Source organism: uncultured Tissierella sp., from assembly GCF_902479755.1.
Taxonomy (GTDB): domain Bacteria; phylum Bacillota; class Clostridia; order Tissierellales; family Tissierellaceae; genus Tissierella; species Tissierella carlieri.
In genome coordinates this window covers 94,082-109,742 of sequence record NZ_CABSQO010000003.1, presented here as the reverse complement: position 1 = coordinate 109,742, position 15,661 = coordinate 94,082, and the positions used below count along the sequence as shown (strand labels likewise).

Annotated in this window: 14 protein-coding genes and 1 other annotated feature; of the genes, 12 read left to right on the top strand and 2 right to left on the bottom strand. The window is 31.6% G+C overall.

Features of this window, described 5'->3' with window-relative positions:
• The first annotated feature begins 5 nt into the window (after positions 1–5).
• The 8 genes from aroC to RDK80_RS03035 all read left to right on the top strand — a co-directional run bounded on the left by aroC (position 6) and on the right by RDK80_RS03035 (position 11,719).
• Entirely contained in the window at positions 6–1,130 is a 1,125-nt protein-coding gene (gene aroC / locus RDK80_RS03070; protein ID WP_308523437.1) for a chorismate synthase, read from the top strand.
• Between the two features lie 824 nt (positions 1,131–1,954).
• Complete coding sequence (locus RDK80_RS03065) at positions 1,955–4,939, top strand: collagenase (protein WP_308523436.1); 2,985 nt, start codon at positions 1,955–1,957, stop codon at positions 4,937–4,939.
• 194 nt (positions 4,940–5,133) lie between these two features.
• Positions 5,134–5,368 (top strand) — a binding site (T-box leader).
• A 175-nt stretch (positions 5,369–5,543) separates the two neighbouring features.
• On the top strand, positions 5,544–7,493 hold the full coding sequence (gene metG / locus RDK80_RS03060) for a methionine--tRNA ligase (protein WP_308523435.1): 1,950 nt from the start codon (positions 5,544–5,546) through the stop codon (positions 7,491–7,493).
• A 12-nt stretch (positions 7,494–7,505) separates the two neighbouring features.
• Positions 7,506–8,273 carry a TatD family hydrolase gene (locus tag RDK80_RS03055; RefSeq protein WP_094900391.1) on the top strand — a complete coding sequence of 256 codons (768 nt, stop codon included), beginning with the start codon at positions 7,506–7,508 and terminating at the stop codon, positions 8,271–8,273.
• A gap of 146 nt (positions 8,274–8,419) precedes the next feature.
• A complete protein-coding gene (gene rnmV, locus RDK80_RS03050) occupies positions 8,420–8,968 on the top strand; it encodes a ribonuclease M5 (protein WP_094900392.1) in 549 nt (182 codons plus the stop codon).
• The gene (gene rsmA, locus RDK80_RS03045) at positions 8,958–9,824 is read left to right on the top strand and encodes a 16S rRNA (adenine(1518)-N(6)/adenine(1519)-N(6))-dimethyltransferase RsmA (RefSeq protein WP_094900437.1); all 867 of its coding nucleotides are present in this window, start codon (positions 8,958–8,960) and stop codon (positions 9,822–9,824) included. The genes rnmV and rsmA overlap by 11 nt, the downstream gene beginning before the upstream one ends.
• A gap of 30 nt (positions 9,825–9,854) precedes the next feature.
• On the top strand, positions 9,855–11,327 hold the full coding sequence (locus tag RDK80_RS03040; RefSeq protein WP_308523434.1) for a hypothetical protein: 1,473 nt from the start codon (positions 9,855–9,857) through the stop codon (positions 11,325–11,327).
• A 26-nt stretch (positions 11,328–11,353) separates the two neighbouring features.
• Positions 11,354–11,719, top strand: a complete 366-nt coding sequence (locus tag RDK80_RS03035) for a metalloregulator ArsR/SmtB family transcription factor (RefSeq protein WP_308523433.1) — start codon at positions 11,354–11,356, stop codon at positions 11,717–11,719.
• A gap of 36 nt (positions 11,720–11,755) precedes the next feature.
• Here RDK80_RS03035 and RDK80_RS03030 read toward each other — a convergent pair whose 3' ends face one another.
• Positions 11,756–12,022 carry a late competence development ComFB family protein gene (locus RDK80_RS03030; RefSeq protein WP_158220060.1) on the bottom strand — a complete coding sequence of 89 codons (267 nt, stop codon included), beginning with the start codon at positions 12,020–12,022 and terminating at the stop codon, positions 11,756–11,758.
• Between the two features lie 209 nt (positions 12,023–12,231).
• On the opposite strand from RDK80_RS03030, the gene RDK80_RS03025 reads away from it, so the two are divergent.
• Positions 12,232–12,462: a glutaredoxin family protein gene (locus RDK80_RS03025; protein WP_094900396.1), complete on the top strand. Its 231-nt coding sequence runs from the start codon at positions 12,232–12,234 to the stop codon at positions 12,460–12,462.
• A gap of 54 nt (positions 12,463–12,516) precedes the next feature.
• Here the strand turns inward: RDK80_RS03025 and RDK80_RS03020 are convergent, their stop codons facing one another.
• Positions 12,517–12,702 carry a DUF1858 domain-containing protein gene (locus tag RDK80_RS03020; RefSeq protein ID WP_094900397.1) on the bottom strand — a complete coding sequence of 62 codons (186 nt, stop codon included), beginning with the start codon at positions 12,700–12,702 and terminating at the stop codon, positions 12,517–12,519.
• Between the two features lie 157 nt (positions 12,703–12,859).
• Between RDK80_RS03020 and RDK80_RS03015 the strand changes: the two genes are divergently transcribed.
• The 3 genes from RDK80_RS03015 to mgtE all read left to right on the top strand — a co-directional run bounded on the left by RDK80_RS03015 (position 12,860) and on the right by mgtE (position 15,486).
• Entirely contained in the window at positions 12,860–13,255 is a 396-nt protein-coding gene (locus RDK80_RS03015; protein ID WP_094900398.1) for a phage holin family protein, read from the top strand.
• 284 nt (positions 13,256–13,539) lie between these two features.
• Positions 13,540–13,836 carry an iron-sulfur cluster biosynthesis family protein gene (locus tag RDK80_RS20080; protein ID WP_369819383.1) on the top strand — a complete coding sequence of 99 codons (297 nt, stop codon included), beginning with the start codon at positions 13,540–13,542 and terminating at the stop codon, positions 13,834–13,836.
• A gap of 312 nt (positions 13,837–14,148) precedes the next feature.
• On the top strand, positions 14,149–15,486 hold the full coding sequence (gene mgtE / locus RDK80_RS03010) for a magnesium transporter (RefSeq protein ID WP_094900399.1): 1,338 nt from the start codon (positions 14,149–14,151) through the stop codon (positions 15,484–15,486).
• The last annotated feature ends 175 nt before the right edge of the window (positions 15,487–15,661 follow it).

The window sequence follows — 15,661 nt, the reverse complement described above, 5'->3', positions numbered from 1 at the left end:
TTTAAATGATTAGATTTTTAACATCAGGAGAATCTCATGGAGATAGTTTGCAGGGAATAATAGATGGGCTTCCAGCAAATTTATATTTTGATATAGAATATATGAACCATGAGCTTGAAAGAAGGCAAAAAGGATATGGCAGAAGTGAAAGGATGACTATAGAAGAAGATGAAATAAAAGTTTTATCTGGAATCAATAATTCTTATACCACGGGAAATCCAATATCCATTATAATTAAAAATAGAGGAACTGATGTAGAATTAAGAGAAATAATAAGACCTAGACCAGGTCATGGAGACTTAGCAGGTGCCTTAAAGTACAATCAAAAAGGCGGTAGAAATACTTTAGAAAGAGCTAGTGCTAGAGAAACAGCTATGAGAGTTGCATTGGGCAGTATATGTAAGTTGTTATTAAAGGAATTCAATATATGCATATATAGTCATGTAGTTAAAATTGGAGATATTGAAACTTCAAAGGACAATTATAATAATATTAGTAAAGAGGAATTGTTAAAAGCAGATGAATCTATTGTGAGAGTCTTAGATAAAGAAGCTGAAAAGCTTATGATAGAAAAAATAGATAATATAAAAAAAGAAGGAGATACTTTGGGAGGAATTATAGAAGTAATAGGGATGAATATTCCTGTAGGATTAGGAAGTTATATCAGCTGGGATAGAAGGTTAGATGGAAAGATTGCCTATAGTATAATGAGTATTCCCGGAATAAAAGGAATTGAATTTGGGTTAGGATTTAATACATCTAATAAGGTTGGCTCAAAAGTACATGATCAGATATACTATGATATAAATGGATACTATAGGAAAACCAATAATGCAGGGGGAATTGAAGGGGGAGTTTCTAATGGAGAAGATATAGTATTCAGAGCAATTATGAAACCTATTCCCACCCTGAAGAAGCCTTTGAATACTGTAGATATGGAAACAAAAGAGCATATTCATGCTCAGGTTGAAAGGACGGATGTTTGTTCTGTACCTTCAGCTAGTATTGTTGCAGAGAATATGTTAGCATATGTATTAGCTAATGAGATGATGATAAAGTTTGGTGGAGATAGTATAGAAGAACTTAAATATAATTTTGAAAACTATATGAATAGAGTAAAAGCACAGTAATATATATGAAGAGTAATAGAGAGTAGATATAAGATAAGACTAATTCTACTATGATTCTGAATTTGGTCTGAAATTTCATATTGATCTTTAAAAATAATTAAGAAAAAGTATTAAATTTAATACTTTTTCTTAATTATTTTCAATTTTATTGAATAAATACATCAATATCACTAGAGTATATTAAAGCAATAAAATGGCATAAAGATTGCATTGTAAATTATTAGATATGAATATTACTTTTGACCATAAGAAATTATAACAGAAGTCAAATATAAGAATCTCACGTATGTTAAAGTATTTGTTACAATATAAGTTTTTAAATTAAGATTTTTTCATTTCAAATTATATCTTTCAGACTCAGTTCCTTAGCGTATAGTTTAAAAAATGTAAATTAAAGATTGTTAAAACATGATCTCTAATAACACTGTAATATAACTATTGTAATCTCTATTATTTAATATCACCTATTATTGAATTAATTGACATATCCTTATTATTTTCAAGATTATAAAAAACAGAGTGATTATTTAGAAGTTGTTTTGAAAGTACGAAGAAAATATTCCGAATATTCAAAAAATGAGAAGAGTAATAGCTTTATATTTTCAATTATAATGATTATTTATGAAAGTTAAATGGTATTGAGATTATCTATAAATCTATTAGGTAAAGAAACTATAGAAAAATCATGAACATTATCTCATGAAATCAGTGAGAAAGAAAATATAGCAATTGAATTTTAACTATATTATTCAAGGAGGTGACTATTGAATTTTCATTAAGGGTTATTTATAAAATAAAATTATTTTAAAGGAGAGGATTCTATTATGGAAAAAACAACTGGTAAAGGCCAAAAAAAAGGCAGGCATAAATTATATAAAGTTATATGCTTGTTCTGTATTATTGCTTTATTGTTAAGCAATGTTTTCAGTGACTTAGTTCTAGCAATAAATGATAATCCTAATGGTTCATCAGTATCAAATCAACTACCTATAGGAAAAATAGAGAATAGAGAAAAAATAGAGAGTAGTATATTTTCAAAAGAAATTACAGATGATTTATTGGCAATCAAATCACCTGAACCACCAGAGTCGGAATCTATTGACCAAAGTTCCCATGATGTAAGATCATTTGTCACAAGGGAAAGCACCTACTCAATGTCTTATCTAAAGACATTAAATTATACTGATTTAGTGAATTTGCTAGTTACTCTTAAATACAGTGATATTACAGACTTATTTCAATATAGCCAAGATGCATATGAATTTTATTCTAATCAAAGTCGTATGGAAGCACTTATTGATGCAATAAACCTTCGTGGAAGACAATATACAAGTACAGATAACAAAGGTATACCTACACTTTGTGAAGTAGTTAGAGCAGGTTTTTATTTAGGATTTTATAATAGCCAATTAAGTGAGCTTAATAGTAGAAATTATCATGATAAATGTTTACCTTCAATAGTTTCAGTTATGAATAATGCTAACTTCAAATTAGGTACAGCACAGCAGGATGATTTAGTATCTTCCATAGGTCTTCTTATGTGGAACGGCTCAACCAATGTAGATATAATCAACCGTACTATTCCTATATTTCAACAATTTCAATCAAATATAAATACCTATATAAATGATAATGCAAAAGGAACAGCTATTTATAATTTAGGTGGTGGTATAGAATATGACATTAATGAAGAACTTTATAATGGAGTTATACCATCAAAAACTATTTGGTATGGCAAAATTGATGATTTTATAATACAAGTATCTAATATAGCACTATTAGGAAACTTTAATTCAGATAATGGATGGCTTATAAATAATGGGCTATACTGGATGGGAACATTAGGTAAGGTTCATAGTAATCCAAGTGAAGGAAATAGAGTCCTCACACAGGCAATGAGTTCCTATCCGTATTTAGGGGAACCGTATTTTCAAGCTGCTTCATCTATAGTAGATAATTATGATGGATTAGATTATTATGGCAGAAGAATAGATATTAAGAAAATCACACAAGATGGAATAAATAAATACCTGCCTAAAAAATATACTTTTGATGATGATAAATTAATCATATATGCAGGAGATGATGTTACAATTGATAAAGTTAAAAGGCTATATTGGGCCTCACATGAAGTTAGAGCACAATTTTATAGAGCCATAGGAAGTGATACTCCACTTGAAGCCAATAATACTGATGAAGTGTTGATATGCTATATTTATAATAGTCCTTATGAGTATGGTATGAATAGATATTTGTTTGGACTAGATACTAATAATGGTGGTATGTATATAGAGAGCTGGGGGTCCTTTTACACCTATGAAAGAACTCCTCAAGACAGCATATATACATTAGAAGAGTTATTCCGCCATGAATTTACTCACTATTTACAAGGCAGGTATTTGGTTCCTGGTATGTGGGGAGAATCAGAGATTTATGATAATGAAAGATTAACATGGTTTGAAGAAGGTGGAGCTGAATGGTTTGCTGGTTCTACTCGTACTGATGGGATTGTTCCAAGAAAAACTATGGTATCCAATATTGGAAGAGTGGAAGACAGATATTCCTTATCTAAAACTTTACATTCATCATATGATAGTGGTTTTACTTTTTATACCTATGGTTTTGTTGTTTATAATTATATGCATGAAAAGAATAGGGATATGTTGAACAGTTTGAATAATGCTGTAAAGACAAATAATGTAAGGGAATATGATAATTTAATAAGCCAATATAGTAATGATAATCGATTAAACACAGAATATCAAAATCAAATGCAATATTTAGTAGATAATATAAATATTTACTATGTTCCCCTTGTAGCTGATGACTACTTAGAAACCCATACAAGAAAAGATCTAGAGTCAATATACTCAGATATAACTTCAGCTGTGGATCTGACAAATGTAACAATAACCCAATCACAATCAGAATTTTTTAAGACCTTTACATTACGTGGGACATATACAAAAGCAGAAACTCAAGGACCTATAGCAGATTGGAAATACATGGATTTAATGGCGAATGAATCTTTAAATACACTTGCATCTTATCCATGGAGTGGGTATGAAACAGTAGTATGCTATTTTACAAATTATAAAGTAAATTCATCAAATGAAGCAGAATTTGATGTAGTATTTCATGGAATATTCACAGGTGATGAGACAGCACAGGTAAACAATCCTCCAGTAGCAGAAGCAAATGGACCGTATATTGCGATGAAAGGTGAGGAGATAAGCTTTAGTAGTATGGGCTCTAAAGATAGTGATGGGACTATAATATCATATCTATGGGATTTTGGAGATGGCAGTACAAGCGTAGAAGCAAATCCAAACTATACCTACTCGACAGCAGGTACATTTACAGCAACTCTGACAGTAGTAGATGATAAAGGAGAAAGAAATACAGATGAAGCACAGGTAATAATTAATGAACCTGAAACTAATCCTAGTGATGGTATTACATCTGAGACTGAGCCAAATGATATATTTGATAATGCAAATGGACCTATAATGACTGAACTTGCGGTTTCAGCCAGGTTTCAAGATGATGACAATGTAGATATATACTATTTTGATGTAATCTCCAATGGACAGGTTGATATCAATGTAACACCAGATAGGGATTTAGGAATTAGCTGGATGCTTTATGAAGCATCAGATATCATAAATTATGTAACGTATCCTACTTCAACGACAGGCGGAAGATTAACAGGTTCTTATGATGCAGCAGCAGGTAGATATTATCTTTATATATATAAATATTCGGGAACAGGTTCATATACAATAGATGTTAACGGACCTCTTAAATAGACTATAGACTAAATGTCTCTTTATGCAATCAAAAAATAAGGATTATAAAAATTACTCAACTAATACTGTAATATCAATTATTTAGTTGACTAAATATTTGAGTTAGAGTATAATATATTATCAAATAAGAAAAGATATACTAAAAGGAAATTAGACTAATTAGATATTAAGTTTGACTGTTGAGTAAAATCATGTTAAAGGTGTGGAAGGGAAGAGTAGGACTAAGATTATTCTACAGAGAGCTGGGTTGGGTGAAAGCCAGTGATTAAGATTATTCCGAAGATGGCCCCAGAACTTTACAGCCGAAGATTTTAGGCTGTAACGGAAGCAGCCGTTACACTGCAAGGTTTTGTTATAACCTAGTGAGATTTAAATCGTAAGATTTAGATAAATTAGAGTGGTACCGCGAAGATAACCTTCGTCTCTATATAGAGATGAGGGTTTTTTATTTGTAAACAAATAAAAAACAATGCACAATTCACAATGCACAATGCACAATTAAAACAGCGACTGCAGGTCGCAAAAAAATACCCGACAGCTAGACCCTAACAATTGTGAATTGTGAACTGTGAATTGTGCATTGAATAAACGGGAGGTAATAAAGATGAAAAAATATTATTTAACGACACCAATCTATTATCCATCTGATAATCTGCATATAGGTCATACTTATACTACAGTGGCAGCAGATGCGATAAAGAAGTTTAAAAAAATGCAAGGTTATGATGTATACTTTGTAACAGGTTCAGATGAACATGGTCAAAAGATTCAGGAAAAGGCTAAAGAAAGTGGAGTTACACCAAAAGCTTATGTAGATAAAATAGTAGCAGATATAAAATCACTATGGAAGACTTTGGAGATAGACTACGATACTTTCATAAGAACTACAGACCCTCATCATGAAAAAGCAGTTCAAGAAATATTTACAAAACTATATGAAAAAGGTGAAATATATAAATCAAAGTATGAAGGACATTATTGTACTCCATGTGAGGCATTTTGGTCAGAATCTCAGTTAGTAGATGGAAAGTGTCCAGATTGTGGTAGAGAGGTTCATCTTGCAGAGGAGGAAGCATATTTCTTTAAACTTTCAGAATATAGGGATAAACTATTAGCGTTTTACGATGAAAATCCTGAATTCATTCAACCTGAATCAAGGAAAAATGAGATGGTGAACAATTTCTTAAAAGATGGTTTGGAAGATTTATGTGTATCCAGAACTAGCTTTGATTGGGGGATTAAGGTTCCATTTGACCCATCTCATGTAGTGTATGTATGGATAGATGCGTTATCATGTTATATTACAGCTTTAGGGTATGGCAGTGATGACAATAAGAACTTTAAAGACTTCTGGCCTGCAAATGTACATTTAGTAGGTAAGGAGATAGTGAGATTCCATACTATAATTTGGCCAGCACTTTTAATGGCAATGGAGTTAGAATTACCAAAAAAGGTATTTGGTCATGGTTGGATATTATTTGAAGACGATAAGATGTCTAAATCAAAGGGAAATGTAATATATCCAGAGCCAATAATTGAATTATATGGCATAGATGCCTTCAAATACTTTCTTCTTCGAGAATTTTCATTTGGTCAAGACGGCTCTTTCCATAGAGATAAATTCTTACAAAGACTAAATTCAGATTTGGCAAATGATTTAGGAAATCTAGTTAGTAGGACAGTTACTATGATTGAAAAATATAATGAAGGGATAATTCCTTCTCCAGTTAAGGAAGGAGAATTTGATAATTCTCTAAAAGAAACCGGAATAAATGCAGCTGCTAAAGTAGAAGAATATATGGAGAAATTAAACTTCTCTAATGCTTTAGAAGAAATATGGAAGTTGATTAGAAGAACCAATAAATATGTAGATGAAACTGCCCCATGGATATTAGCAAAGGAAGAAGATAAAGAAAGATTAGATACAGTATTATATAATTTAGCAGAAAGTTTAAGAATAGTATCTATACTGATTAAACCATTTATGGAAAAAACTTCAGTAGAGATAAGAAAGCAACTTGGATTAAAGAATGAAGTATCATGGGATGATGCGAAGGTCTGGGGAATACTAGAAGTAGGTACAACAGTGGAAAGAGGAAATATTATATTCCCAAGACTTGAAATAGAAAAGGAATTAGTTAAGCTAAATGATGCAAACCAAAAGCTCATAGATTCAAGAAACAAAGGAAAGAAGGCTGATAAAGTGGAAGAAGTAAAAGAAAAAGTAGAAGAAATTACAATAGATGATTTTGATAAAGTAAAATTAAAAGTAGCAGAAGTTATATCTTGTGAAGATCACCCTAAGGCTGATAAACTCTATGTATTGCAATTAAAATTAGGTGAGGAACAACGTCAAGTAGTATCAGGTATAAAAGAATATTATTCACCTGAAGATTTAGTGGGTAAAAAGGTAGTAGTAGTCACAAACTTAAAACCTGTGAAATTAAGAGGTGTAGAATCTAAAGGAATGATATTAGCTGCAGAGGATAGTACTGGTAAACTTAGCTTAGTATCAACTTTAGAAGATCTACAATCAGGTGCTACAATATCATAAGGAGAAATAATTATGCTTATAGATAGTCATGCACATCTCGATGATAGAAGATTTGATAATGATAGAGATATGCTAATTAAAAACTTAAAAAACAATGGAATAGAAATGGTTATAAACATAGGGGCAGATTTACAATCTAGTATTGCCTCGGTGTCTTTAACTGAAAAGTATGATAATATATATGCGGCAGTTGGTATACATCCTCACTCTGCAAAAGAAATGGATAACTCGACTATTGAGATATTAAGAGCCTTTGCTAAAAGAGATAAAGTAGTAGCTATAGGGGAAATAGGATTAGATTTTTACTATGATAATTCTCCTAGAGATATACAAAGAAAGTGGTTTAAGGAACAAATTAATCTTGCAAAGGAAGTAGGCTTGCCAGTAGTTATTCATACTAGAGATGCTGCGGAGGAAACCTTTAATATATTAAAGGAAGCTCAGGACGGAACTTTAAGGGGAGTATTACATTGCTATTCTGGCAGTGCTGAAATGGCAGCAGAATATATAAAAATGGGATTTTATATATCCCTAGCTGGGCCGGTTACATTTAAAAACGCTAGGGTAAGTAGGGAAGTAGCTAAAGTAGTTCCATTAGATAAACTCCTTGTAGAAACAGACTGCCCATATTTAACTCCTGAGCCTTATAGAGGGAAAAGAAACGAACCAATATTTGTAAAATATGTAGCAGGAACCATAGCAGAAGCCAAAGGAATATCATTTGAAGAGTTGGCAAAGGCTACAAATAGAAACACTAAGGAATTATTTAAAATTCGTTGAATCTTAAATAATTCAAATGCACAATTCACAGTTCACAATGCACAATTGTTGGGGAATGTTTTTGGGGTTTTTTGACCATAGTTTACTACTTTCATAATTGTGAACCGTGAATTGTTAATTGTGAACTGATTAAAGGGGTTGTTATATTGATAAAGGAAGTAATAGTAGTAGAGGGAAAAGATGATATTACTGTTGTCAAAGCAGCATTAGATGCAGAAGTTATCGCAACAGGTGGTTTTGGATATAAGAAAGAATTTATTAAGACTCTTAAAAACATAGCAGAAAAAAGAGGAGTTATTATCTTAACAGATCCAGATTATGCTGGAGAACAAATTAGAAGGGACTTATCCAAACATATTAAAAATTGTAAACACGCATTTTTGCCTCAAGGAAAAGCTTTGAAAAAGGGAGATATAGGAGTAGAAAATGCAAATAAGGAAGATATTATTGAGGCAATCCTAAAAGCAAGGCCAAGTAGTATAGAAAGAAAAGAGGAGTTTACAAAGGAAGAGATAACGGCCCTTGGATTAGCGGGTGGACCAAAGTCAAGGGAGAAAAGAGAAAAATTGGGAGAGATATTAGGTATTGGATATGCAAATTCTAAACAATTTCTTAATAGGTTAAATAACTTTGGAGTAACTAGGGAAGAGTTTGGGAAAGCTTTGGAAAGGATTGAAGAAAAATATGGAAGATAAAAGGCTTTATTCTCCTAAGTATGTAAAGGAAATTCTAGAAAGATATGGATTTAAATTTTCAAAATCTCTAGGGCAAAACTTTCTAATAGATGGTAATATTGTGCGAAAAATAGTAGATGAGGGAGATATTACATCAGAAGATTATATAATAGAGATAGGTCCTGGCATGGGGACGTTAACTGAGGAATTAGCCCTAAGGGCAAAGAAGGTTGTAGCCATTGAGATAGATGATACTTTATTGCCGATATTAGATGAAACTCTTGGAAAATATGATAATGTAGAAGTAATACATGGAGATGTATTAAAAATTGATATAGAAAAGTTAATAGAAGAAAATCTAAGTGGTGGTCCTGTAAAAGTAGTAGCAAATTTACCTTATTATGTGACTACGCCAATAATAGCAAAGCTAATAGAAGATAATTTAAATCTCGAGTCAATTATAGTCATGGTTCAAAAGGAAGTAGCCGAAAGGATGGAGGCTGGTCCGGGAGGAAAAGAATATGGAAGTCTTTCTGTATTTGTCAATTTTTATAGTAAACCAGAAATAGTTGTAAAAGTACCAAAGACCGTTTTTATGCCTCAGCCTAAGATAGATTCAGCCGTTATAAAGCTTGAAATAAAAAAGGAACTACCAGATGTGGATAAGGACAAATTTTTTAAAATAGTTAAAGCTGCTTTCTCAAAAAGAAGAAAAACCATATTAAATTCATTATCTACCTATGGATTTAATATTGAAAAGGAAACTATAAAAGAAGCTCTAGAGAAGCTAAATATCAATGTTGATACAAGAGCAGAAAACTTATCTGTAGAAGATTTTATAAAGATTAGTAAAACATTGCCCCCATTAGACATATAATTAAATAAAGTGTAAAAAGGGGGTAAAATTATGCCGTCATCATTAGCATATACAAGGAAGTTTATAATACTGAAGAAAGAACTTTCTACCATGGCTGGAAGAAACCCAAAGGGGCATTGCAAACTAGAGATAAAGGGTCCTAGAGGAATTGTCACAGTAAATATTGAAAATGCAGAAGTAGATAATTTCTATAATGTTGTATTTATCTCTAAGGATAAATCACATTCAGTTTGGGAATTAGGAAAGATATTTACAGATGATATAGGAAGAGGAAAAGGAGAATATACCTTTATACAGAGAGAATTAGAATCTAAGAACTTTCAAACAGATAAAATATCTGGTATTCTAGTAATGCGAGAGGGGGAGGTACTTCTTGGAGGGTATTTGGATAAAGAAGATGGCACAATTGAGAGATACATAGAATCCGTACCTTTTAAATCTCATATTCAATCTATATCTGAGCCAGCAACAGAGATAGAACAACATATAAAAGGATTAGCAATAGAAGAATTAGCTAAAGAAGTAATCGAGCCAGAAGAAGTACAAGAAATAAGCATACAAGAAGAAGTACAAGAAAGAATAAAAGAAGAAGAAACTAAAGAAGTAGAAAGTCCAGAGGAAATACAAGATGTGAAGATCCAAGAAGTTGAAAAGCCAGAGGAATTACAAGAGGCAGAGATCCAAGAAGTTGAAAAACTAGAGGAAGTACAAGAAATAGAAATGCAGGAAATTAAACCAGTTGAAGAACCTATAAAGATAGGATCTACACATGAGTCTATATATAATGTACCTGCATACGAGCAAGCGTATGAGGTACCAGTATATAATCCAGCATATGATATACCAGCTACTGAGCCTATAATAGAGAAACAAGATGTTGAGGTCGTACAACATGAATTATCAGAGGATATACCTTTAGAAGAAAACATAGAAGTAAAAAATGAAGATTATATTCAAGAGAATTCCGATGTTAAGTTTGATTTAGAAGATTTAGATGAAGAATCAATGGAACCAGATTATAAGACATTAGACTATATAAGAAAATTAAACCAAAAAAATCAAACAACTAATTATGTATTGAGTATTTTAAGGTTTTTCCCTTATATTGATCCTTTTAAATATAACCTAAAAGGATATAATTGGTGGATAGTAGAATTAGATAAAGAAAATGAATATAGAGCTTTTCTTCCATATTTTTCATACATTATTGGAGGAAATAATAAAGAACCCTATAACAATAATAATACTACTACTACTTGCAATCAACTGATGAGTAAGTATGGACATTATTTATTCGGACTATATAATGAAGGAGAAACTGTTAAATACTTCGTATATGGGATACCAGGTGAGTTTACTACAGATGAGCATCCATACAGGGGAGCTAATGGATTCAATACTTGGTACCAAGGATTACATGTAGAAGGATATTGGATTATATATATAGATCCAATGACTGGAAGACCCGTGCATCCTGTAACTCCAATGATGCCAACGGATTAAAATCAAGATAATGGGAGGCTAAAATGATGAAAGAAACAAAAGATAAGCTAGTATGTGTAGGTCATCTATCAGATGAAATATCTCTTAAAAATCTAAAGAAAAATTTAAATAGTGAGGAAGAAATATACCTTTTATCTAGTATGTTTAAGGCATTATCAGATCCTACCAGATTAAAAATCATTTATGTCTTATCCAAGTCATCTTTATGTGTATGTGATATTGCTAATATACTTGAAATGACCCAATCAGCTATATCTCATCAGTTGAGGATTTTAAGAGATATGAAATTGGTCAAGTTTAAAAAGGAAGGTAAACTTGTTATCTATTCATTAGATGATGAACATGTGTTGGAGTTGTTTGAACAAGGATTAAATCACGTGAAACATAAATAACGCCCACGGGGCCCTCTTAGGAGGGAATCTGTGGGTTCAATTTCCTTTTCTATAACATTTTGAGCATACAATGTCTGCTGCTTCAGCAACTTTTGCTAATACAGATATTCTCCGTTGACGTTCTAATAAGAAAGCTTTTTTATCTGCTTCTGTTGTATCATATTTAAAATAATGGGTTGGTAGATTATTTAAAGCAATGGATTTAATATCATGTATACATTTTTCCTCATTGCAGATTTTATAACTGTTTTTTATTTCATTGAAAATCTCATCAACTAACAATTCCATATAGTTTTTTATCATTAGTACCATCCTTAAAATTTAATTTGACATACGAAATATTATATTATTTATAAATATTATTGTCAATTTACATACAGCTAATAAGTATTAATTCTCATATCTATGATTATTTTAAATAACTATGGGTAAAATATTATCGTAAAAGCTATTGACTTTTATACCCCCGTAGGGTATAATTGAATTAGTAGTATATTAAAGGAGGAATTAAAATGGCTAATGTAACAGTTTATACAAGTAATACTTGCCCATATTGTGTTTCTGCTAAAGATTATCTAAAGGAAAAAGGTATAGATTATACTGAAAAAAATGTTCAAACAGATAAAGATGCTAGAAAAGAATTAATGGCTATGGGACATATGGGTGTACCCGTATTAGTTATAGACGGTGAAGAAGTAGTAGGTTTTGATAAGGAAAAAATAGATACCTTATTAGCAAAATAAACTATAAAAAGGAAGAGCTACATTTGTAAGCTCTTCTTTTTTGTCAGTCGGCAATTATGCATTTAATGCAGCCATTAATTTATCTAAATCTAAGCCGTGTACCATAGCAGCTTCTTCTAAGCTTTCCATTTGGCTTGATGGACAACCTACACAGCCCATACCAAATCTCATAAGAATTTCTATCGCTTCTGGTTTTTTTCTAATTAATTCACCAATTAGCATATCTTTAGTAACTTCCATACTCTCAACCTCCTTTTTAATTCTTACTAATATAGTAGCATATCTTTTATTTCCTTTCTAGTATATTTATATGATTTCACAAAATATAAAAATTATTTAATAATTTGCTGTATAAAAAAATCTATTATTGGAGATTATTATATCAGGAGGTGAAGTTATGGATAATGACGATAGAAACAGAGATCAACATAGGGACAGGGACAGAGATAGGGACAATGACTTTAATATTGGGGAAATGCTTATAAGAGTTTTGGTGACAGCAATAGTGGTGGCTATAGCAGCATATTTTACTCCAGGCTTTACAATAGATAGTATATGGAGTCTATTGTTAGCAGCAGTAGTAATAGGAGTACTGGATCATTTAGTCCAAAGGTTTACTGGTGTAAATGCCTCACCATTTGGAAGAGGAATAACAGGATTTCTAGTTGCTGCAATTATTCTTTATGTTACCAAATTTATAGTTCCTGGATTTAATATATCTGTATGGGGAGCTATAATAGGTGCTCTAGTAATAGGTATAGTAGATGCAATAATACCAGGAAGAGCAATGTAATATAACTGACAATTAAAACCGTAAGAAAAATAAAAAAATAATGAACAAATGATTAATGATTAAGATTAAAAACCGAGATTCATTTCTATCTTTGAAGTGGTGATGCATAATTACTTATAAGGGTAGAGGATGGGTCTCGGTTTTTATTTTGATTAAAAATTTAGTGATTAGGGTAATCTATAATGACTTAAAGTTTTATAGATAAAAATAATATTTAATGTTTACAAATACCCTATATGGGTATATAATATATAAAGAAGAATATAAAGAAGGAGGATATAATAATGATTATAGATTTAACACCTAAGGCTACAGAAGAATTAACAAAGATTGTTGAAACTAAAAAGACCGAAAAACCTTTGAGAATTTATATTGCAGGTTATGGTTGAGGCGGTCCATCATTTGGATTAGCTCTGGATGAGCATAAAGAAGGAGATATTGAAACTAAGATAGATAGATTTACATTTTTAGTAGAAGAAGGTTTGGAAGAAAGTTTTGGAAAATTTACAGTAGACTATAGTGACAATTGGATAAAAAGAGGATTTACAGTAATACCAGATAGAGCCGGTGGCGGATGCTAAAATCAAAAAGATAGGGAGACCTATCTTTTTTTATTTAAGGAAATGAAGAAAATGTGATATAATAAAAAAGACAATGCACGATGCACAATGCACAATTAGGAAAGCGGCCACAGGTCGCAAAAAAAGACCCCATAGCCGGGACCTAATAATTGTGAATTGTGAATTGTAAATTGTGAATTGATGAAAGGAAGGGTTGGTGATGAAAATGGATTCGGGTCCTGTGCCCAGTAGTATTAAAAATAGAATTTTAAAAATAATAAATAGAGAACCATTTTTATCACAGAACATGGTTCTCTAAATTGGAGGGAGAACATGGATGAAAGAAGACTCTTAGAATTATTTGAGCAAAAAAAGTATATAGAAATTAAAAGAGAATTATCAGAAATGAATGAGGTTGACGTAGCAGAGCTTTTAGACCCATTAGATGCACATATGACGCTATTAATATTTAGAATGTTACCTAAGGATTTGGCAGTAGAAGTATTTGCCCATTTTTCTATGGAGCAACAATTAGGCATCATAAATTCTGTAACAGATAAAGAATTAGAGTATATTATGGATGAACTTTTCTTTGATGATATGATTGACTTAATAGAAGAAATGCCGGCAAATATTGTAAAGAAGGTCCTAAAGTCTACTAAGGAAGATGAGAGAAAGTTAATAAATCAATTTTTAAGGTACCCCGCAGATTCTGCTGGAAGTATAATGACAATAGAGTACGTAGACTTAAGAAAAGGCATTACAGTAAAGGAAGCACTAGCTCATATAAAAGAAACTGGTCTAAACAAGGAAACTGTATATACTTGCTATGTAACTGATAGAAAGAGAACTTTAGAAGGATTTGTTTCCTTAAGAACTTTAGTTACATCTGATGAAAACTTGCTTATAGATGATATCATGGAAAATGAGGTAATTCGTGTAAATACTCACGATGATCAAGAAAGCGTAGCAAATGTGTTTAGAAAATATGGATTTTTGGCATTACCAGTGGTAGACAATGAAAATAGACTTACAGGAATTATTACAGTAGATGATATTATGGATATTATGGAACAAGAGGCTACAGAAGACTTCCAAAGGATGGCTGCTATGGCACCATCAGAGGAAGCATATTTAGATACAGGAGTATTGACTTTGGCAAAACATAGATTACCTTGGCTTCTTATACTAATGGTTTCAGCTACATTTACTGGAAGAATAATGGGAAAGTTTGAAAATGTATTAGCATCTGTAGTAGTGCTTAGTACATTTATTCCAATGCTTATGGATACTGGAGGAAACTCAGGGAGTCAGTCTTCAACTTTGATAATAAGAGGATTAGCTACTGGTGAAATAACTACTCATGATTGGTGGAAAGTACTATGGAAAGAGTTAAGGATTAGCTTTGTAGTTGGAGTGGCCCTTGCTGGTATCAATTTCATGAGACTTATATTATTAGAAAGGGTGGATATCCTTATAGCTATAACAGTTTCCATAACTATAGTAGTAACGGTCATGGCTTCAAAAATTGTAGGTGGTATTTTACCATTGATAGCTAAAAGGTTAAGAATGGATCCAGCTATAATGGCAGGCCCATTAATTACAACTATAGTAGATGCATTAGCTTTGATGGTATACTTTGGTATAGCTACAGTATTGTTAGGACTGTAAGGATTTATAATTAACAATTCGCAATGAACAATTAAAAGAATAAGATAAAAATAGTAAGAGTCTAGGAAACTAGACTCTTATTATTTTTTGAATATGAACAGGTTATTGAGAATAGGATAGTAATGAAATAAATTCACAATGCACAATGCACAATTTAAAGCGACCGCAGTCGCCA

Coding starts and splice junctions, on each gene's coding strand:
- aroC (WP_308523437.1), top strand. CDS start 6: ATGATTAGATTTTTAACATCAGGAGAATCTCATGGAGATAGTTTGCAG.
- RDK80_RS03065 (WP_308523436.1), top strand. CDS start 1,955: ATGGAAAAAACAACTGGTAAAGGCCAAAAAAAAGGCAGGCATAAATTA.
- metG (WP_308523435.1), top strand. CDS start 5,544: ATGAAAAAATATTATTTAACGACACCAATCTATTATCCATCTGATAAT.
- RDK80_RS03055 (WP_094900391.1), top strand. CDS start 7,506: ATGCTTATAGATAGTCATGCACATCTCGATGATAGAAGATTTGATAAT.
- rsmA (WP_094900437.1), top strand. CDS start 8,958: ATGGAAGATAAAAGGCTTTATTCTCCTAAGTATGTAAAGGAAATTCTA.
- RDK80_RS03040 (WP_308523434.1), top strand. CDS start 9,855: ATGCCGTCATCATTAGCATATACAAGGAAGTTTATAATACTGAAGAAA.
- RDK80_RS03035 (WP_308523433.1), top strand. CDS start 11,354: ATGAAAGAAACAAAAGATAAGCTAGTATGTGTAGGTCATCTATCAGAT.
- RDK80_RS03030 (WP_158220060.1), bottom strand. CDS start 12,022: ATGATAAAAAACTATATGGAATTGTTAGTTGATGAGATTTTCAATGAA.
- RDK80_RS03025 (WP_094900396.1), top strand. CDS start 12,232: ATGGCTAATGTAACAGTTTATACAAGTAATACTTGCCCATATTGTGTT.
- RDK80_RS03020 (WP_094900397.1), bottom strand. CDS start 12,702: ATGGAAGTTACTAAAGATATGCTAATTGGTGAATTAATTAGAAAAAAA.
- RDK80_RS03015 (WP_094900398.1), top strand. CDS start 12,860: ATGGATAATGACGATAGAAACAGAGATCAACATAGGGACAGGGACAGA.
- mgtE (WP_094900399.1), top strand. CDS start 14,149: ATGGATGAAAGAAGACTCTTAGAATTATTTGAGCAAAAAAAGTATATA.